Consider the following 19,392-nt stretch of genomic DNA (forward strand, 5'->3'; position numbering starts at 1 on the left):
GGATTGAGCCACGCCGTGCAGGCTGAGTGCAGTGGTGCCTAACGTAAAAGTCGCAACACCTAAATTTAATCGATAAAAATCTAATAACTTAATCTCCGTGCAAATAAAAAAGGCCAGTGTATAAACGCTGGCCTTTGAAATTTTATAGCAACACTAAAAAGTTACAGAGCACTAATTTTTTGAATTTGCTCGCGCAACTTTTCTACCGCAATTTTATTTTCCGCAACACGGTTGCGCTCGTTGGCAACAACGTCTGCTGGAGCTTTTGAGACAAACGCTTCATTGCTTAGTTTGGCTTCTGTGCGTTCGATATCTTGCTGTAATTTGTTGCTCTCTTTGGTTAGGCGAGCGATTTCAGCATTCTTATCGATAATCCCTGCCATAGGTACCAAAATTTCCATTTTGCCCACCAGTGCAGTCGCAGACATGGGTTCTGCATCGCCAGCATTTAACCAGGTAACGCTTTCAAGAGAGGCAAGCTTCTTGAGGAATTGTTGGTTTGCGTGCAATCGCTTCTGATCGTCTGTGCTTCCATTTTTAAACAGTACGTTCAGATCTTTCGCTGGAGATATGTTCATCTCGCCGCGAATATTGCGCACCCCCAAAATTACTGATTGCAACCACTCAACATCTTTCAATGCTTGCTGATCGATTTTACTTTCATCGGCGATAGGGTAGTTGGCTTGCATAATGGTTTCGCCGGTTGCGCCTGCGAGTGGTTTGATTTTTTGCCAGATTTCTTCAGTAATGAATGGCATTAATGGATGAGTTAAACGCAAAATAGTTTCGAGCACGCGAATCAATGTGCGGCGAGTACCTTTTTTACGCGCATCACTGCCTTCAGACTTATCAAACAAAATCGGCTTGGATAGTTCCAAATACCAGTCGCAATATTCGTTCCAAATAAACTCATAAATTGCTTGGGTTGCCAAATCCAAGCGATAGGTATCAAGTGCTTCAGCAACAGCTTTTTCAGCTAATTGCAGTTTGCTGATAATCCAGCGATCGGCAACTGACAATTCGTAATCAGTTGAGCCATCTTGCGCGCAATCTTGACCTTCGCATTGCATTAATACATAGCGAGTGGCATTCCAGATTTTGTTGCAGAAATTTCTGTAACCTTCTACGCGGCCCATATCGAATTTGATATCGCGACCAGTTGATGCAAGTGAACAGAAGGTAAAGCGCAGCGCATCGGTCCCATAGGCTTGAATGCCTTCAGGAAACTCTTTGCGAGTTTGCTTTTCGATTTTTGCAGCATCTTTTGGATTCATTAATCCTGTGGTACGTTTTTGTACCAATGTTTCCAAATCGATACCGTCAATAATGTCGAGTGGATCGAGCACATTTCCTTTTGATTTTGACATTTTTTGGCCTTGGCTATCGCGTACCAAGCCATGCACATAAACCGTTTTGAACGGAATTTGCGGTGTGCCGTCTTCATGCTTCACCAAATGCATGGTGAGCATAATCATACGCGCAACCCAGAAGAAAATAATGTCGAAGCCGGTTACCAACAAATCGGTTGGATGGAATTTTTTCAGGAATTCAGTTTGCTCTGGCCAACCGAGTGTTGAGAAAGTCCATAAGCCTGAACTGAACCAGGTATCCAGCACATCTTCGTCTTGATTCAAGGCAACATCGGTAGCGAGATTGTATTTGCTGCGCACTTCCGCTTCATTGCGGCCCACGTACACTTTACCGCTTGCGTCATACCATGCAGGAATACGATGTCCCCACCACAATTGACGGCTGATACACCAATCCTGAATATCGCGCATCCAGGAGAAGTACATGTTTTCATATTGCTTTGGTACGAATTGGATACGGCCATCTTCAACCGCAGCAATGGCTGGCTCAGCTAAAGGTTTGGTGCTCACATACCATTGATCGGTTAACCAAGGCTCAATAACAACACCAGAGCGATCGCCGCGCGGTACTTTCAAGCCATGATCGTCGATTTTTTCGAGTAATTCCGCTGACTCGAAATCAGCAACAATGCGTTTGCGCGCTTCGTAGCGATCAAGCCCTGCATATTGAGCGGGTAGGGTGCCGTCAAGTTGAGTATTGAGGCTGCCGTCCAAATTAAAAATCTGTGCGGCTCCGAGAATAGCAGCATTTTTATCGAGCACATTAATTAGCGATAAATTGTGGCGCTTGCCAACTTCATAGTCATTGAAATCGTGTGCTGGTGTAATTTTTACGCAACCAGTACCAAATTCACGATCGACATAATCATCGGCGATGATGGGAATCAAGCGATTAACCAGAGGAAGGAGTACATATTTTCCGATTAGTGATTTGTAACGCTCATCTTCCGGGTGTACTGCTACAGCGCTATCGCCCAACATAGTTTCGGGGCGCGTGGTGGCGACGACCAGATAGTTTTTACCTTCTGCGGTCGTTGCTCCATCGGCTAGCGGATAACGCAGATTCCACAAGAAACCTTTTTCATCGTGGTTTTCCACTTCCAGATCAGAAATGGCGGTGTGTAATTTAGGGTCCCAATTGACGAGGCGTTTGCCGCGATAAATCAATCCATCTTCATACAAGCGGACAAAGGCTTCTTGAACTGCAGTTGAAAGTCCATCGTCCATAGTGAAACGTTCGCGGCTCCAATCTACGGAGGAGCCCAAGCGGCGAATCTGACGGGTAATAGTGCCGCCAGATTGCTCTTTCCATTCCCACACTTTCTCAAGAAATTTTTCACGGCCGAGATCGTGGCGGCTTATACCTTGCGCTGCGAGCTGGCGTTCAACCACCATTTGAGTTGCGATGCCCGCATGGTCAGTACCCACTTGCCATAACGTTGTGTCGCCCTTCATGCGGCGATAGCGAATGACTGTGTCCATCACCGCATTATTAAACCCGTGCCCCATATGCAGGCTGCCGGTAACGTTAGGTGGTGGGATCATCATGCTGTAAGGCGTACCGTCGCCTGCAGGCTTGAAATAGCCCTTATCTTCCCAGGTTTGGTACCACTGGCGTTCAATAGCATGGGGTTCGTAGGTTTTTTCCATAGCGATAACAGGCTCTTTTTTGGGCTTGGCGCTGCGCCCGGAATATGGCCGGACGAGTGCGGGAATGGTCTAAAAATTGGGTTAGCGATTATACAGTCTGTGGTTGATATGGCCTAGGTTGGATTACCATTTGTTTCATTCGGTTAAGGGATTATTCCAAGTGAAATGTTAAGATGCAGGCTTAATCTTTAACGGTATCGTTTGGGTTGTTTAATTGTAGGATGTTGTAATGAAACTAAAAGAACTGCCGTTATCCTGGTGGACTGCGCGTAAATTGGCGGCTGTAAAAGTCAGTGAGCTGGAGCGAAAAGAGGCACTTGTTTTGCCGGTAATAGTTTCACTTACATCCATTCCCAGTCGATTGGATATTATTCATCTGACCGTCCGCAGTTTGTTGTTGCAATCGAAGCGACCCGAAAAAATAATTTTATGGCTCAATGAGAAGTTGCGGGAATATTTGCCAGCTTCTTTAAGTCAGCTGCAAAATTCAGTATTTGAAATCCGCTATGTTGAGTTGACTTGTTCGCATCGCAAATTGATCCATTCTTTGGAGGCCTTTCCAGAAAAAATTATTGTCACTTGCGATGATGATTTGATGTACAACGTCACCTGGTTGGAGCGTTTGTACAATGATCATCTGCGTTACCCACGTTCGGTTATTGCGCATGAGTGCCGTCTCATTGCTTTTTCAGGGCCAGGGGTGCCTGCACCTTATGATCAATGGAAAACCGAGTCGCGCACAGATTTTTCAGCGCCTTGGTTAATGCCGATCGGTTATGGCGGTGTTCTATACCCACCGCACTCATTGCATGAAGATGTACAAAATCGTGAGTTGTTCTTGCAGTTAACACCGAGAGCAGATGATTTGTGGTTCAAAGCAATGTCGTATCGTGCGGGAACAGAAACTCGTCGTTCAAGTAATCCGGAAAACAAACCTATCCCTATTATTGCATCACAAAAAGAATCGCTGAAAAAAACAAACGTAAAACAAGATGGCAACTACCAGCAGTGGTTGGCTTTATGTGAATACTATAAATTCCAATAGCGACAGGAAAAGCTAGCACATGGCAACAATTGTTGAACAAGAACCTGTTGATGCAGTTATTACTTGGGTGGATGGGGCTGATCCCAAGCATAAAGCCAAGTTAGATAAGTATTTGGCTCAAATAGGCGGGGCGCGCCCGCGAGCAGCTAATCCATCGCGTTTTCATAATTCAAACGAAATTGAATATTGTGTTGTGTCGCTTTTGCGTTTTGCTCCATGGGTTAGAACGATATTTATTGTTGCCGATGAACAACAGCCAGAGTTTGTTGCTCGTCTGCAGGGAACTGTATATGAGTCGCGTATTAAGGTGGTCGATCACAAAGATATTTTTGGTGGTTACGAAGACTCGCTTCCAACTTTCAATATTCGTTCAATTATGACGCTTTTATGGCGTATTCCAGGTTTGTCTGAAAATTTTATATTTTTAAATGATGACTTTGCCCTGATTCGACCTGTTGAGAAAACAGATTTTTTCAGAGATGGGAAAGTGGTGGTTAGGGGGCGTTGGGTTAAATTTTCTGAGCGTAAATTTGCTCGTAAAATTGTGGCTTGGTGGCGTAATTTTAGTGGTGCAAGTCAGCAGAAGAAATCCCAAATGCGCGTTAGGCATTTGGCAGCGCAGGAATACAGTGCAAAACTGGCAGGCATGAAAACACATTATTACCAGTTACAGCATAACCCTCATCCTTGGCGGCGATCTACCTTTGAAGCTTTTTTCTTTGCCAATCTACCTCTCTGTGAAGAAAACCTTAAGCATAGATTTCGCTCGGCAGACCAATTTATTGGTGAGTGTCTGGCCGCGCATTTAGAAATTAGTCGTGGAGAGGCAATACTTGAAAATACGTTGGAGACCTTGCAGTTAAAGCCTGCGGAGCAAAGCCTTGTTCGATTGAAGCAAAAACTGTCAGCAGCAGACGTTGGTGATAAATATGCTTTTGTTTGTGTGCAAAGCTTGGAGGATGCATCACCAGAAGCAGTTAATTTGGTGAAAGAATGGCTTAACCGAAAGGTAGGGGATTTAACTGGGTTATTAAAAGCACAAAAAAGCGTTGATCAATAATTGAATTTTTGTGCTTTTCTTTGAGTGATTAAAGTGATGTTTTTTTGACAATCCCATTCTCTGCCCAAAACCTTCCTGTGCGTTTCACTTCATTACGAATCGCGTAATTCTTTTTCCAGGTTTCCGGATTATCGTAAGCGCGCGGGTGATCCAGGTGCAAACAATTGACGCTGTAGCGAACTTGTTTTCCTTTCAGGCCGTGGTTGTATAAACGTTCACCCAATTCGCGATCCAAGCCGCCGTATTGCATATCTTCATTAAAACCATTGCAGGCTTTGATGTCGCTTGTCCATGTCGAACTGTTCATGCCATTCCAGGTGGCCTTGGTGGGAGTGATAGCATTAAGTAAGGCTTTGAGTGTTTTGTTTTTGAGTAACTTCCATAGTTTATGGCTTGCAGGTTGGCCTGCTTTTTTGAGCCAGTCGATATTGAAAATAATGCCGCTTGCGATATCTGCTTCTGTAATTTTTTCTGATACTGGTGTCGTGAGTTTTACATATCCGCCCGATAAAAAATAACCCGGTTGTGCGAGTGACTGATGAATGCTGATGAAGTCGGGTTCGGGGATGCAATCACCATCAGTGAAGATTAAATAATCACAATCGGTTTGCGCGATAGCTTTATTAAGGATTTGGCATTTTTGGAAGCCTTTATCTTCATGCCATATATGTTGGATATTTAATTTCCCGCGCGCCTGAAAAAATTCAATGACATCTCGTGTAGGCTGGCCTGATCCATCGTCGGCAATAATCACAGTAAAATTATTGTGACGTTGCGCTTCGTAGCCGAAGAGCACATTTTTGAGCCACTTGGGTTGGTTGTAAGTGGTAATGACTACGCCCATTTTTTGCGGTGTCATAAATAATTCCTGAATAATTTCGTTAGCTTGAATGCGTCAGTGGGTATATTCACCAAATATTTTTTGCTGTAACGCCTGCCACACTTCGTTTGCTTTGATGCCGCTCATACATTGGGGAGTTGATGTACTGTTCTCTGGCAGCCATTTGCAATGGCGCTTGTGGCAGGGCATGCAATCCAAAGGCGTGTTGAGCTGTAAATTTTGTGTGTGTTCACCAATGAGACCTACTTTAATAGGCGAGGTTGCGCCATAAAGTGCAATAGTCGGTGTTTCCAGCGCACCTGCAAGATGTGAAAATCCTGTATCCAAACCTACAACCCCGGCAGCGCCCACCAATTTTTCAGCAATAGTGGTGATAGATAAGCGCTGATCAGGGCGCGTCGCTTGTGGGCAAAATGCAATAATTTGATCTGCGATCGCACGCTCTTCGAGGCTGCCCCACATGATTTCAACACTGTAACCTTCATCAACTGCAATTTTGGTCAGCGTTTGCCACTCACTGGTAGACCACAGTTTGGTTATCCAGCTGGTGCCAATAATAAAAATAAGTTTGTGTGTGTCTTTTTGCACATGAGTGAAATTTTGGTTGATTCCAAAATTTAATTTTTTTACAGGTGTATAGCCCAATACCTTTCCCAGTAATTGGCGTGTTCGCTCTACCGCATGCTGGTTTTTATCTATGTTATGGGAACGCTTGTAAAACCAATGCGAAATAGGCTCACGTACCGAATCCTTATCATAGCCATCAATACTCCTTCCCGATGCGCATTTGGCGACCAAGGCACTTTTAAGCAAACCTTGGGCATCAATAATGTAATCGTAGTTTTCGGTACGCAATTCACTTCGCCAGGATTTAAATTCTTGCCAGGATTTTTTATTGCGCTGTTTTACCCAGCGGCGCAGGTGAATCGGAATAACCTTATGAATGGCGGGGTGCCAATCCACAATTTCTTTAAAGCCGTCCTCTACTACCCAATCAATTTGGGCATCAAGAAAATTTCTTTTGATGTCACTGATCGCAGGAAAAGTATGGAAAATATCGCCCATCGAGGACATTTTAATAAGGAGAATCTTCATGGACGATATCGTTCTGGCTGTGAGTACAATGACGTTTGAGCAATGGGATTACTGATAATCTTTGTAAGATTTTTCTTCGATTAATTCAGATCCAAAGGCGAGGTTGATATCTTTTTTCACTTTGGCGCGTTTGTCGTTAGTCACGTAAACTGCGCGTGCGAGTTGGATAAATTTATCGCTAAAATCTTTTGCGTATTCGCAATCGCGAATATCGTCTTCAATAATCCACAATTCCTGATTGATATCTTTGAGCGCTTGTTTGAGCGGTGCCAGTTTGGCTTGGCCAGCAGCATCCAGTAACTGCGCAACCTTTGCATTAAGAATATTCAGCTCGTGGGTCACATTTTTGAGTTTGGTTTCATCGCCAATGTTCACGGCTTTGATTTCCAGAATAGTGATCTTGTCGATCAATTCGCCAAGGGAAATAGGGGCTTCAATCAGCATGGTTGTGCTCTCTCAGAGGATTTTTTTGTGGCGGGGATTCTAACAAATCAAGGTGACGCTGGCGAATGAACAAATCCCTCCAGCCCTGCATTTAATAAGGAAATGCAGTCATTTAGCTTCTCTCATCTGAAAAGGGGGAGACTGGAGGGGATTCCGGTTTTAGCTCCCCCTCTGAAAAAGGAAGAGCCCGGGAGGATTTCTGGTTCTAGCGCCTCCCCTTTGAAAAAGGGGAGGTTGGGAGGGGATTATTTGTAGTGATAAGCGTAATACACCACCGGAATCACCACTAAAGTGAGTATGGTAGACACCAGCAGACCAAAAATCAGGCTCACCGCAAGCCCACCAAAAATCGGGTCGTCGAGGATAAAAAAGCCGCCCATCATGGCTGCCAGCGCGGTCAGGCCAATGGGCAGGGCGCGCACGGCGGCGGCGCTGATGGTGGCGTCCTCCAGCGTTTTTCCGCTGCGCACTTCCTGCTGGATAAAGTCCACCAGTAGTATGGAATTGCGCACAATAATGCCGGCGAGGGCAATCATGCCGATCATGCTCGGTGCGGTGAATTGCTGCCCGAGCAGAGCGTGGCCGGGCATGATGCCAATTAGCGTGAGCGGGATCGGCGCCATAATAATCAGCGGCACCGAGTAGCTTTTAAACATGCCCACCACCAGCAAATAAATCATCACTAGGCCAACCGAGTAAGCGATGCCCATATCGCGGAAGGTATCCAGCGTGACTTGCAATTCGCCATCCCACTTCAGGCTCCAGTTAACCGGATTCTCGGGTTGTGAATTCAGGAATTGGTCAATGACTTGCCCATCAATTGGGGTTTCGGCGATGCGTTGATAAATCGCGGCCAAGCCGTAAAGCGGGCTGTCGGTTTCACCCGCTACATCGCCCAGCACATAGACTACGGGCAGCAAATCTTTGTGATGAATCGTTTGCTGGCGCTGGCTTTCAATCACCTGCGTCAGTTCCGCGAGTGCGATCAGTTTGCCGTTTTGGGCGCGCACTTTTATTGCGAGCACTCGCTCAAGGCTGTCTTTTTCACCGGCGGGCAACTCCAGGCGCAGCGGCAGGGCGACCTTGGCACTGGCGCTGTGCAGGTAGGCGGCATCCTCACCGGCGAGGGCGGTGCGAATGGCGTTGGCGATGCTGGTTTGATCCACACCCAAGCGCGCAGCGCGGGCGCGATCCACCGCGATTAACCAGCGGGTTTGCGGCGCCTCGATGGAATCGTCCACATCCACCACATCGGGCGTGGCCTCAAACGCCGCGCGCACCTGTTTGGCGACATCGAGCTGGCGGGTGTAATTCAAGCCGTAAACCTCGGCCACCAGTGGCGATAACACCGGCGGGCCGGGCGGAACCTCTACCACTTTGACACTGGCATTCATCGCCTTGGCGGTTTCCGCCAAGAGTTCGCGCGCGGCCAGGGCAATCTCGTGGCTTTTGCGCTGGCGCAGGTGTTTATCCAGTAGGTTGACTTGAATCTCGCCCATGTAGGGCGCACGGCGCAAATAATTTTGCCGCACCAAGCCATTAAAATTAATCGGCGCGGCGGTGCCGGCGTAGAGTTGGTAGTCGGTCACTTCGGGAATGGTTTCCAATTTATCCGCGAGTGCCTGCAATACGGTTTGGGTGTTTTCCAGCGGTGTGCCTTCGGGCATATCCACCACAATCTGGAATTCACTTTTGTTGTCGAAGGGCAGCATTTTTAACATCACCGCTTGCACAACGACCAAACCAATCGACGCTGCAATTAAACCGAGAATGCCGCCCAGCAACCACAGGCGCGCTTTTTTTCCAGCTTCGCGATTTAACAGCGGCGTCATAATGCGGGTAAAAAACGGCAAGAATTTATTGCCGTTGGATTCATGTGCATTCGCACTGGCGTTAACACTGCCGTGATCAACATGCGCAAATAAACGGCGATACAACCAAGGCGTAAACATAAAAGCCACGGCAAGGGAAATCAGCATGCCGGTGGAGGCGTTAATCGGAATGGGCAACATATAAGGGCCCATCAAACCACTCACAAACGCCATAGGCAAAAGTGCAGCAATCACCGTGAAGGTTGCGAGAATGGTTGGGCCGCCCACCTCATCCACCGCGAGTGGAATCGCTTCATTGAGCGATAACTTTCCCTGACTCATGTGGCGATGAATATTTTCCACCACGACTATGGCGTCATCCACCAAAATACCGATGGAAAAAATCAGCGCAAACAGCGATACGCGGTTGAGCGTAAAACCCCAAGCCCAGGAAGCAAACAGAGTGATGGCGAGAGTCACAATCACCGCCGCGCCCACCACCAGAGCTTCGCGTTTGCCCAAGGCAATCAGCACCAGAATAATGACTGAGAGTGTGGCAAAAATTAATTTTTTAATTAGCGTTTGCGCTTTGTCTTCGGCCGTCGCGCCGTAGTTGCGAGTCACATCTACATTCATTGCATCCGGCAGGCTCACACCGCGCAGTTGTTCAACGCGCGCGATGACTTGCTCAGCAACATCCACCGCATTTTCGCCGGGTTTTTTAGCGATGGATAAGGTAATAGCGGGGTAGCGACCGCTGTTGCTTTCGTTGTTATCAGCGACTGCAGAACCAAAGCCGTGGGTGACATAGTGTGTGGGTTGATCGGCACCCAAACTGACGCTGGCTACATCGCGTAAAAAGACTGGCGCACCTTGGTAAACACCTACCACCAGATCAGCTACTTCTTCAGCCGTTGATAAAAAAGTGCCTGCTTGCACTAACATCTCGCGGTTGTCGCTCACTATAGTGCCAGCGGCTTGTGAGCTGTTGGCGCTGCCCAGTGCGCGGCGTAAATCGTCCAGTGCCAAACCAAAAGCGGCCATGCGTTCAGGGTCAAACAAAACGCGCAGGGCTTTATCGCCACCGCCAATAATTTCTATATCGCGGGTGCCGGGCACGCGTTGTAATTGGGTTTGTAATTCGCGCGCAACACTGAGCAAATCGCTGTTGGTTGTCGCTGCGTTTTTGCTCCACAGGGTTAAGGCAACTATAGGCACATCGTCTATGCCTTTGGGTTTAATGAGCGGCTGGCCGACGCCCAAATTTTGTGGCAGCCAATCGCTGTTCGCATAAAACGCGTTGTATAAACGCACTATGGCATCGGTGCGCGGTTCACCCACTTTGAAACGCACCGTGAGGCTAGACATACCGGGTGATGAGGTGGAATAAATATGTTCAACCCCTTCAATTTCAGAAACGATTTGTTCAGCAGGGTTAGTCACCAGCGCTTCCACTTCTTCTGGCGTAGCGCCGGGGAAGGGAATAAACACGTTGGCAAAGGTCACATTAATTTGCGGCTCTTCTTCGCGCGGTGTAATCAGCACCGCAAAAATACCGAGCAGTAATCCGGTCAGTGCTAACAGTGGTGTAATTTCCGTGGTTAAAAACGCGCGGGCGATACGGCCGGAAATCCCCAAGTTTGAATGATGGGATGAATCTTGCGGAGCGCTCATGGTTTATTGCTCCCCGCTGTGGATTTTTTTATAGGCATTGGCCGCCGCGATGGGATCGAGCGCGATGGTTTCACCCGCGTTAAGTCCCGCCAGCACCGGGTAATGTTTAGCGCTGTTGAGCGAGCCGAGATTGACTTGGCGAAATTCCAGCGAGGTCTCTTTGATCACATAGACACCGCTAACTTCACCGCGCTGGCTAATGCTGCTCGCCGGGATTAATAATTGCTCCTTCTCGCCGGTGACAAAAGCGATTTTTACAAAAGTGCCGGGGAATAAATCGTGATTGCCCTCGGGCAAATTCACCAGCACACTAAACGAATGGGTTTGCGGGTCGGCGCTGGGGGGAATGCGCAGCTCGCTGCTGTGCAATACCTCGCCACTGTCTAAATAAATTTGTGCTTGTTTGTATTTGCGCACCGGGCCTATGTGTTGTTGCGGAATATTCACTTGCGCGCGCAATTGCTCCAGCGACAAACCAGTCATTAGCGGTTTGCCCGGTGCCACGGTTTCACCCACATTGACTGCGCGGCTCACCACAATGCCGGAGTAGGGCGCATATATACTTGTGTAAGCAAGGTTTTGTTCGGCCTCGCGCAGTGCCGCTTCAGCAGCTTTAAACGCGGCTTGGCTTTTATCAAAATCCGCTTGCGCAATTAATTTTTTGCTGAGCATTTCCTGCATGCGCGTGAACTGCGCTTGGGTTTCATTAAATTGCGCTTGCGCACTGGCGGCGCGCGCTTTTTGTTCGGTGTCGGTAAAGCGAATAATTAAATCGCCCTTGGCCACAAAATCGCCTACATCCACCGGCATTTCCACAATGCGACCAGAGGTTTGCGCCGAGACGGTGGCTTGGTTAATCGCTTCAATTACGCCGTCGTATGTCACCGTTTGCGGGCTGGTTTGTGCTTGCAGTGTGAGTCTTTCCAGATCGGGAATACCTTTTGCCGCTGCAGGCACAGGGGATTCTTTGCTGCAGGCGGATAACAACATTACCGCGCCGATCATTGCCAAAAATTTGCTGTTCATTGCTATTCCTTGTTGAGGGCTTGGTTTAATTTTTACCGCAAGCGCGATTGGCGGGCACGGCTATGTCCATGAGTTTTGGATTGGGCAATTTCAGGTTGTTCATTAGCTCTACATAAGCTGCGACATCTTTTACTTGCAAGCGTGGGTTGTGGTTTTTTTCTTCGCCAAGGGTGCTGCGTGTCCAGCCTTTGTAATCGTGGCCGGGGTAAACCCAGGTGGTTGCAGGCAAGGTTAATAATTTGCCAAAAATACTGTCGTATTGATCACGCGCATTACCGTTTTGGAAATCGGTGCGGCCGGTGCCGCGAATTAATAAGGTATCGCCAGTAAATAAATACTGCTCATCGCCATCGATTAAATGATAAGTGTAGGAGTCATCGGTGTGACCGGGGGTGTGAATCGCAGTGAGCGTTAATTCACCCACTTGAATTTTTTCACCATCGCGCAATGCGTGGGAAACACAAGCGGAATTGGCTTCTTCACCCAAAAGCGTGGTGCAGTCAGTTAAATCGCGTAGCGCACCAGCGGCGGTAATGTGGTCAGCGTGGGTGTGCGTATCCAGCGCGTAAACCAGCGTTAAATCCAACTCTTGCAGCAGTTGTACATATTTAGGCAGCTCTTCTTTGACTGTATCAATCAACGCCGCTTTGCGGGTTTTTTCGCAGGCGATGAGATAGGTGTAAGTGCTGGATTCGCGCTCAAAGAGTTGACGGAAAATCATAAGTACCTCGCAAGAGTAATCAGTGCAACCGCTAACAAACCAATCGCAAATAATTTTTGTAACCACACATTGGCAATTTTGTGGCTGACGGCTTGGCCGATCATCATGCCCACCAAACCGCCTGCGGCTACCAATAACAACCAATTCCAATGTTGGTTTTCACTCAGTGCCACATGGCTAATAAAACCTGAGCTGCTAATCAACGCGATAATAAATAGCGATGTGCTCACCGCCTGCGCCATGCTCACCGCGCTTAAGGCCAACAGCAGCGGCACAATTAAAAAACCGCCGCCCACACCAAATAAACCCGATAACAGCCCAACCACTAAACCGCCAATTAATAAACCGGTTACGCAGCGCGGGCGCAGTTCAAATTGGCCGGTGGGATTCAAATTGCATAAATGATCGGGGCTGGGTGTTGCCGCAAAATTACCGGCGCGCACTACACTCGCAGCCTGCGGATTGTTGCGTGCACTCATCCACATGCGCAGGGCGATGATCGCCGCCAACAGACTAAAACCACTGACTAACCACAGCTCATCCAACTGCATGCCCAACCATTTACCCAGTGGTGCGGTAAGAGCGCCGCTCAAGGCCAGAATCAAACCCGGCTCCCACAAGAGCGGCACTTGTTTACGCGAAACACTGTTGCGCAGGCTGGCGTAAATGGTGGTGGCGGCAACTGCACCCAGGGAGATGCCTGTAGCATCTGCCATAGACATACCTCCGAGTAGTAATAACAACGGCACCGCAAACACCGAGCCGCCAGCGCCGGTCAGGCCAAGAATTAATCCGATGAATAAACCAATCAGCAGCAACACGTTTTATTCCTCAGGTGAGGTGATCAACAGCTCGCGCTATTTATTCCACGGCATCTATTTATTCCAGGGTGCCTTGGCAATCAGCATTCCCATGGGGCAAATATCGGTGACGCCGGCAAAAACCAGTCCTGCGCCCACAAAGGCGGATAAACCGTAAAACGCCGGGTTAAACCAGGTGCCTAATACCGCGCCGGTAATCACTAGCAAACCGGCGACGATGCGCACCTGACGCTCCAGCGGAATCACTTTTTTACCGGTGGCCGCAAGCGGAATGTTGGATTGTTTAACCGCGTTCATGCCGCCTTCAATCACCACTAGCTCGGCGTTGATCTGGCCTTTCAGTTGATCGGCCGCCATTTCCGCGCGCTTGCCGCCTTGGCAGAGCAAATACACCGCACTGCCGTTTTTGCCGCTCTTGGCGATTTCTTCCTGCAGGCGCGCTGGCGTTAATTCATGCAGAGGGATGTGCAAGCAATCGGGCAGGCCGGCAGCTTTCACTTCGGCAGCGGTACGCACGTCCAAAATGCACAGATCGGCGCTTTTGTTGGCCATTAAATCAACGGGGTGGATGCGTTTGTGGCTCATGGTTTTACCTCTTGGTTAAAAATGGTGAGTCAGGTTTTAAACAGTTAATGCGATCCATCAGCCCGGTGGGCAGTAAATGGATTGCAGCAGTGCAATCACTTTGGGAGCTTCATCGCCCTGCACCCGGTAAAACACCGTCTGCGCCTCTTTGCGCGTTGCCACCAAACCCGCCTCGCGCAAACTCGCCAAATGCTGGGAGAGGGCGGACTGGCTCAGCGGCACTTGTTCGTTTAACTCGCCCACCGACATTTCACCCGCCATCAGGGTGCACAAAATCATCAGCCGGTTTTCGTTGGCCAAGGCTTTGAGCAGTGCGGCGGCGGCTTGGGCGTGTTGCTGTAGTTCGGATAGTGGCATCGGGTTAATTGCTGTGGCGGTCATGGGTTGTATCCTCTGTGTTCATGAATTTATTGTATTAGAGTTTATTAAATTAGCAATATCTAATTTAGATTGTTTTAATGAATTAAGTAATGTTTATCCATCGATCAACCTGATCTGTTTGTTGTGTTGGCGCGTAAAGCATTCCCAACTCATTAAAAGGTGGCTCTGATGGAAGGTACTTACAATTGGATACTGGTGTTTGCGTCTTATTGCGTTGCAGTGATCGCTTCCTACACGGCGATCTATTTCGGCACACGGGTATTCTCGTTAAGCGGACAGTCGCGCCGGTTCTGGCTGGCAGCGGGTGCGCTTAGCCTTGGCAGCGGTATCTGGTCAATGCACTTTGTTGGCATGAGCGCCTATACCATGCCCATGCATATGCACATGAGCTTCAACGCCACCCTCACATTGCTCTCCTGGGTTCCCGCCGTGTTTGCATCGGCACTGGCGCTGTATGTCATCACCTTGCCAAAAGTGTCGTTCAAAACGATTTCTGCCAGTGCATTCATCATGGGTGCAGGTATTTTTGCGATGCATTACGGCGGTATGTATGCAATGCAAATGCACCCAGGTATTGAGTACGACACCTTGCTAGTGATCTTGTCTGGTGTGATTGCGGTAGTCGCTTCGGGTGCGGCATTGGTGATTTGTCGCAATGTGCGCGATGTGCCTCCGCAATACGCGCTTGCAATTAAAGTGGCGGCGGCTTTAGTGATGGGAGCCGCCATTTGCGGTATGCATTACACCGGAATGGCAGCCGCGAGCTATCCGATGGGCGCACAGAGTAACCCCGACAATATATTGCGCGGCGATTGGATGGGCATTCCTACGGCGGTTGCGGCAAGTGTGTTGTTATTGCTTGCTCTTTATTCTGCGTACACCGATTTTCGGGCGATGGAGCGTGCGCGTCAGGCGGAAAGAGCGCGCAATGAATCTGCGCGCCAAGCTGCTTTTTATGATGCTCACACCGGGTTGGCTAACCGCAGTTTGTTGGAGGCGCGTGTATTGGAAAAACTCACTGTGACCGATACCAACAAAGCCCCGCCTGCCTTTATGCTCGCGTATTTCGAGTTGAGTGATTATCGTGACATTTTGCAGGAGCAGGGTGATGTTTATGCGCAGGCATTGATCAATTATTTTGTCGCTGAACTGCGTGAAAAATCACCTACAGCAGAATTAATTGCGCGTTACAGTGCCAACAGTTTTATGCTGCTCATTCCATCTTGCGATTCATCAATATTGCAAAAGCTGGTGCAGAAAATGACCGATGCGTTTAAAAGTCCAGCGGCAATTAGTGGTAAGCAGACGCTGTGCAAATGGGGCTTTGGTTTTAGTGAGTATCCTAAATCCGGCACCAATAGCCGCAATCTCATCCGCGCAGCACAGCGCATTCGTTTTGCCTCTGTCGATGAAAGCAAGCAACCCGAATTACAGTTGGTGTAACGCACGAATGTTTGCTTGCTTGATTCGGGTTCGAGTTTTTTATATCAATGTCCCACATGCCACTTTTACACAGTGGCACTGGGGGGGAATGACTTTCAAAAAGGTTAATAGCGAGAAAAAAATCACGTTTTTTTGCCGCAAGTGTTTCTTATAAACCCAAAATATCTATTGGGTTCACATTTGTAATGCTCACTTCACATTGATCTGCTAGTGGGACGACACTCTTGTCCCATCTCCGTAATATTTTCTCCCGACCACTACACAAATGCCATCGCACTGCTTGATACAGCGCAGTGCATTAACCGCAATCGGTGTTTGTGTTTCGCAACAGCAGTGAAGCTGGCTCTAATTCAAATGGATGCAGGGTTATCAAACCGTTGCTCCCGTCTCGCTGTCCGCAGGGCAACCTCTCAATAATAAATTTAACGCAGAGGCACATCACATGCGAATACTACCGCTCAATTCCAGAGCTACTTGGTCTAGAGCAGTTTGGTTATTTGCCGCATTAACCAGCTTGGGTTTATGTGTGCAAACGACAAACGCGCAAACGATCAATATTAATCCGGTCAGTGCGACCGGCAGCACCAACTTGCAGCCCGCCAATTTGGCGATCGACAACAACGGCAGCACCCGTTGGGAATCCAATCACGGTGTTTCACCCAGCTCGCTCACACTCGATTTAGGCCAGGCTTATGCGCTTAACCAAGTGGTGATTTTGTGGGAGGCCGCAAACGCCGCGAGCTATGAAATTCTTGGCTCCAATAACAATTCCACCTGGACCCAACTCAGCCTGCGCACCGGCGGCACTTTTGGCAACCGCACCGACACAGTGCCGCTTGCCGGAACCTACCGCTACGTGCGCATGAATGCATTAACCCGCAGTGCCGGCAACAACTGGGGCTACTCCATTTTTGAAATGGATGTGTTTGGTTCATTGCCTGCGTCTTCATCCAGCTCGGCAGCAGGCAACTGCAATTCCGGTTGTGTGACCACGCTCAATAGCAGCACCTTGCGCGCAACCGTTACACAAGCGGATATCGTGGATATTCACTATCGCGTCAACAACGGCGCGCAACAAAATGTGCGCATGAATCTGGCGAATGGCGTATGGACTTACGATATTCCCGGCCTGAATGCGAGCAGTGTGGTGAGCATCAACTTCACCATTATCCGCAATGGTGTAGGGCAGGATACGCCTTGGCAAAATTACACACTGGGTACGCCTGCATCGAGTGTTGCACCATCAAGTTCGTCGCGCAGTTCGGTTGCGCCATCGAGCACGCCGCCTTCAAGCTCATCGCGCAGCTCAACACCGGTCACACCATCCAGCTCATCAGTGGCGAGCCTTGGTAGCATAGTGCCGCTTTACAACAACACTACGGCGCTTGAGCCGGTGATCAAGTTTGACCGTGGTGATGCTCTTGTTACCCGCATTGCCGACCGTGCCCGCGACCGCCATGCCAAGGAAAACCATTTCCAGGCTTACGATCACTACCTCACCTTCTATTGGGAGCAGCGTACCGCCACTATCGAGATAGTGGATTACGTCGCCAAAGGCGGTACCACTGTGCGTATGAACGTGGTCACTCAAGGCCGTTTGGATGACCTGCAAGCGGAAAACCGTTGGTTCTATATCGGCATGAACACTCTGGCCGAGTACTGTGGCAACGGGGTGATGAACCGCATCAACGACTTCAATTACTGGAAAGAAGCCAGCTGGAATTGCCGCGAAAATCGCCCGATTCAGATTGGCGATCGCCTTGAGTTTGAACTCAGCCAGTTCCTGGATAAAAACGCGGTAATTCGCGGCCGCGACAATTACTACGGCACTACCTATTTATATATAGTCGGGCAGGGCATAGTGCCGTGGGATGTCACCGATAAGGTTCCTTTTGTCGGTGGTGTATTCAAACAGCGCGATTCCATGCCTATGCCGGTCAATGCCCGTTTGGGTGGCGATACCAGTTTGCACGTACAAATGACCGCCGAACCCGACGGCCACTTCCAGCAAATGGCGACTAACCTGAGCGCGGTCAATGGGCAGGCATTTGTGCTCGGCCGTCGCGTACACCACACCTCCTTTGTGGATGGCGGTCATGACGAAAATCCTGAAAATGGCATTTTCAATGAAATGGTGGGCAAATCCGGTACCCGTTATGTGAGTGATCGCTGCTCGCACTGCCACGAGCGCAACGGTCGTGCACCTGTCGCTGCGGTCGGCGAGGCGTTGGATCGCTGGGTATTCAAAGTGGGCAACGCACAGGGCAATCCGCATCCGCAAATGGGGCGCGTGCTGCAACCTAAAGCCAATGGTGGTGCTACCAGTGAAGGCAATGCCTCTATCGCCTTCTGGACTGAATCTGGCGGTTTGCGTTCACCTAACTACCAATTTACCGGTTTGCGTCCAGAAACCTTCTCCGCCCGTTTGGCTCCGCAGCTAGTCGGTATTGGCTTACTGGAAGCGATTCCTGAATCGACCATTCTTGCCCGTGAAGACATCAACGATGCAAATGGTGATGGCATTTCCGGCCGTGCCCAACGCATCGTGGATCCGGTGACCGGTCAAACCCGTTTGGGTCGGTTTGGTTACAAAGCGGCTACCACCAGTGTTAAGCATCAGGTGGCATCGGCCTTCAATACCGACATGGGCGTGATGACGGCTATGTTGCCTAACCCTGATTGCGGCAGCAGCCAAACCAACTGTGGTGCAAGCGGTGCTGAAATCTCGGAGCAGCAAGTGAACAACCTGGTGAAATACGTTGCGCTGCTGGGTGTTCGTCCACAACGTGATTACAACAATGCCCAGGTGATCAATGGCCGCACGGTATTTAATAACATCGGTTGTAACGGGTGCCATGTGGAGAGCATGACTACCAGCCAATACCATCCATTCGCTGAATTGCGCTCGCAAACCATTCGCCCCTACACCGACATGCTATTGCACGACATGGGTCCCGGCCTTGCCGACAATTTGGGTGAAGGCCAAGCCAGCGGCGCTGAATGGCGTACCGCACCGCTGTGGGGCTTGGGTGTTTCTGCCTGCGTTACCGGCGGTGTGACAGGACAACGTGGTGGCGTGCCCTTTGGTGTGGATGGCAACGAAGTTTGTGTGCCTAAAGCCAGCTATTTGCACGATGGCCGCGCACGCACGATTGAAGAAGCCATCCTTTGGCACGGTGGTGAAGGGCAGAACGCTAAAAACAATTACTCGGCACTTTCTGCCAGCCAAAAACAGGATCTGCTGCGCTTCCTGCAATCGCTTTAATAAAAACACCTTCTCTCTGGCAACTAGCACAACTAGTTGGCTGGTGTTCTCCTTGCCCCGGTTAATCACCGGGGCTTTTTTTTGCATTTTTTTCGCGTGTGAATTTCTACTGACAACATTTGGTGAGTGACAAGACTAGGCTAGGAATTCCATCAACCAC

14 protein-coding genes are annotated in these 19,392 nt (G+C 49.2%); 4 read left to right on the forward strand and 10 right to left on the reverse strand.

Annotated elements, in window-relative coordinates:
- Positions 1 to 161: 161 nt before the first annotated feature.
- The gene (locus VC28_RS02735) at positions 162 to 3,020 is read right to left on the reverse strand and encodes a valine--tRNA ligase (protein WP_049629295.1); all 2,859 of its coding nucleotides are present in this window, start codon (positions 3,018 to 3,020) and stop codon (positions 162 to 164) included.
- A gap of 229 nt (positions 3,021 to 3,249) precedes the next feature.
- Here VC28_RS02735 and VC28_RS02740 point away from each other — a divergent pair, with 229 nt between their 5' ends.
- Both VC28_RS02740 and VC28_RS02745 read left to right on the forward strand, forming a co-directional pair.
- Positions 3,250 to 4,065, forward strand: a complete 816-nt coding sequence (locus VC28_RS02740) for a glycosyltransferase family protein (protein WP_049629296.1) — start codon at positions 3,250 to 3,252, stop codon at positions 4,063 to 4,065.
- A gap of 19 nt (positions 4,066 to 4,084) precedes the next feature.
- On the forward strand, positions 4,085 to 5,125 hold the full coding sequence (locus VC28_RS02745) for a Stealth CR1 domain-containing protein (RefSeq protein ID WP_049629297.1): 1,041 nt from the start codon (positions 4,085 to 4,087) through the stop codon (positions 5,123 to 5,125).
- Positions 5,126 to 5,153: 28 nt separating this feature from the next.
- On the opposite strand, the gene VC28_RS02750 is transcribed toward VC28_RS02745, so the two are convergent.
- The 9 genes from VC28_RS02750 to VC28_RS02790 form a co-directional block, all read right to left on the reverse strand.
- The gene (locus VC28_RS02750) at positions 5,154 to 5,984 is read right to left on the reverse strand and encodes a glycosyltransferase family 2 protein (protein ID WP_049629298.1); all 831 of its coding nucleotides are present in this window, start codon (positions 5,982 to 5,984) and stop codon (positions 5,154 to 5,156) included.
- 36 nt (positions 5,985 to 6,020) lie between these two features.
- A complete protein-coding gene (waaC, locus tag VC28_RS02755) occupies positions 6,021 to 7,061 on the reverse strand; it encodes a lipopolysaccharide heptosyltransferase I (RefSeq protein ID WP_082191379.1) in 1,041 nt (346 codons plus the stop codon).
- 48 nt (positions 7,062 to 7,109) lie between these two features.
- Complete coding sequence (locus tag VC28_RS02760; RefSeq protein ID WP_049629299.1) at positions 7,110 to 7,505, reverse strand: DUF6165 family protein; 396 nt, start codon at positions 7,503 to 7,505, stop codon at positions 7,110 to 7,112.
- Positions 7,506 to 7,750: 245 nt separating this feature from the next.
- Positions 7,751 to 10,990: an efflux RND transporter permease subunit gene (locus VC28_RS02765; protein ID WP_049629300.1), complete on the reverse strand. Its 3,240-nt coding sequence runs from the start codon at positions 10,988 to 10,990 to the stop codon at positions 7,751 to 7,753.
- 3 nt (positions 10,991 to 10,993) lie between these two features.
- Complete coding sequence (locus VC28_RS02770) at positions 10,994 to 12,016, reverse strand: efflux RND transporter periplasmic adaptor subunit (protein ID WP_049629301.1); 1,023 nt, start codon at positions 12,014 to 12,016, stop codon at positions 10,994 to 10,996.
- 25 nt (positions 12,017 to 12,041) lie between these two features.
- Entirely contained in the window at positions 12,042 to 12,737 is a 696-nt protein-coding gene (locus tag VC28_RS02775; protein ID WP_049629302.1) for an MBL fold metallo-hydrolase, read from the reverse strand.
- Positions 12,734 to 13,558, reverse strand: a complete 825-nt coding sequence (locus VC28_RS02780) for a sulfite exporter TauE/SafE family protein (protein WP_049629303.1) — start codon at positions 13,556 to 13,558, stop codon at positions 12,734 to 12,736. The genes VC28_RS02775 and VC28_RS02780 overlap by 4 nt, the downstream gene beginning before the upstream one ends.
- A gap of 54 nt (positions 13,559 to 13,612) precedes the next feature.
- The gene (locus VC28_RS02785) at positions 13,613 to 14,143 is read right to left on the reverse strand and encodes a rhodanese-like domain-containing protein (protein ID WP_049629304.1); all 531 of its coding nucleotides are present in this window, start codon (positions 14,141 to 14,143) and stop codon (positions 13,613 to 13,615) included.
- A 57-nt stretch (positions 14,144 to 14,200) separates the two neighbouring features.
- Positions 14,201 to 14,524 carry an ArsR/SmtB family transcription factor gene (locus VC28_RS02790; RefSeq protein ID WP_082191380.1) on the reverse strand — a complete coding sequence of 108 codons (324 nt, stop codon included), beginning with the start codon at positions 14,522 to 14,524 and terminating at the stop codon, positions 14,201 to 14,203.
- 168 nt (positions 14,525 to 14,692) lie between these two features.
- On the opposite strand from VC28_RS02790, the gene VC28_RS02795 reads away from it, so the two are divergent.
- Positions 14,693 to 15,967: a sensor domain-containing diguanylate cyclase gene (locus tag VC28_RS02795; protein WP_049629305.1), complete on the forward strand. Its 1,275-nt coding sequence runs from the start codon at positions 14,693 to 14,695 to the stop codon at positions 15,965 to 15,967.
- A 526-nt stretch (positions 15,968 to 16,493) separates the two neighbouring features.
- Positions 16,494 to 19,232: a di-heme oxidoredictase family protein gene (locus VC28_RS02800; protein ID WP_231591624.1), complete on the forward strand. Its 2,739-nt coding sequence runs from the start codon at positions 16,494 to 16,496 to the stop codon at positions 19,230 to 19,232.
- The last annotated feature ends 160 nt before the right edge of the window (positions 19,233 to 19,392 follow it).

The sequence above is a fragment of the Cellvibrio sp. pealriver genome (assembly GCF_001183545.1).
Classification (GTDB): Bacteria; Pseudomonadota; Gammaproteobacteria; order Pseudomonadales; family Cellvibrionaceae; genus Cellvibrio.

Bases quoted from the DNA above. Each gene is read 5' to 3' on its own strand.
- VC28_RS02760 (WP_049629299.1), bottom strand. From the start codon at position 7,505: ATGCTGATTGAAGCCCCTATTTCCCTTGGCGAATTGATCGACAAGATC.
- VC28_RS02770 (WP_049629301.1), bottom strand. From the start codon at position 12,016: ATGAACAGCAAATTTTTGGCAATGATCGGCGCGGTAATGTTGTTATCC.
- VC28_RS02765 (WP_049629300.1), bottom strand. From the start codon at position 10,990: ATGAGCGCTCCGCAAGATTCATCCCATCATTCAAACTTGGGGATTTCC.
- VC28_RS02785 (WP_049629304.1), bottom strand. From the start codon at position 14,143: ATGAGCCACAAACGCATCCACCCCGTTGATTTAATGGCCAACAAAAGC.
- VC28_RS02740 (WP_049629296.1), top strand. From the start codon at position 3,250: ATGAAACTAAAAGAACTGCCGTTATCCTGGTGGACTGCGCGTAAATTG.
- VC28_RS02775 (WP_049629302.1), bottom strand. From the start codon at position 12,737: ATGATTTTCCGTCAACTCTTTGAGCGCGAATCCAGCACTTACACCTAT.
- VC28_RS02790 (WP_082191380.1), bottom strand. From the start codon at position 14,524: ATGACCGCCACAGCAATTAACCCGATGCCACTATCCGAACTACAGCAA.
- VC28_RS02745 (WP_049629297.1), top strand. From the start codon at position 4,085: ATGGCAACAATTGTTGAACAAGAACCTGTTGATGCAGTTATTACTTGG.
- waaC (WP_082191379.1), bottom strand. From the start codon at position 7,061: ATGAAGATTCTCCTTATTAAAATGTCCTCGATGGGCGATATTTTCCAT.
- VC28_RS02750 (WP_049629298.1), bottom strand. From the start codon at position 5,984: ATGACACCGCAAAAAATGGGCGTAGTCATTACCACTTACAACCAACCC.
- VC28_RS02795 (WP_049629305.1), top strand. From the start codon at position 14,693: ATGGAAGGTACTTACAATTGGATACTGGTGTTTGCGTCTTATTGCGTT.
- VC28_RS02735 (WP_049629295.1), bottom strand. From the start codon at position 3,020: ATGGAAAAAACCTACGAACCCCATGCTATTGAACGCCAGTGGTACCAA.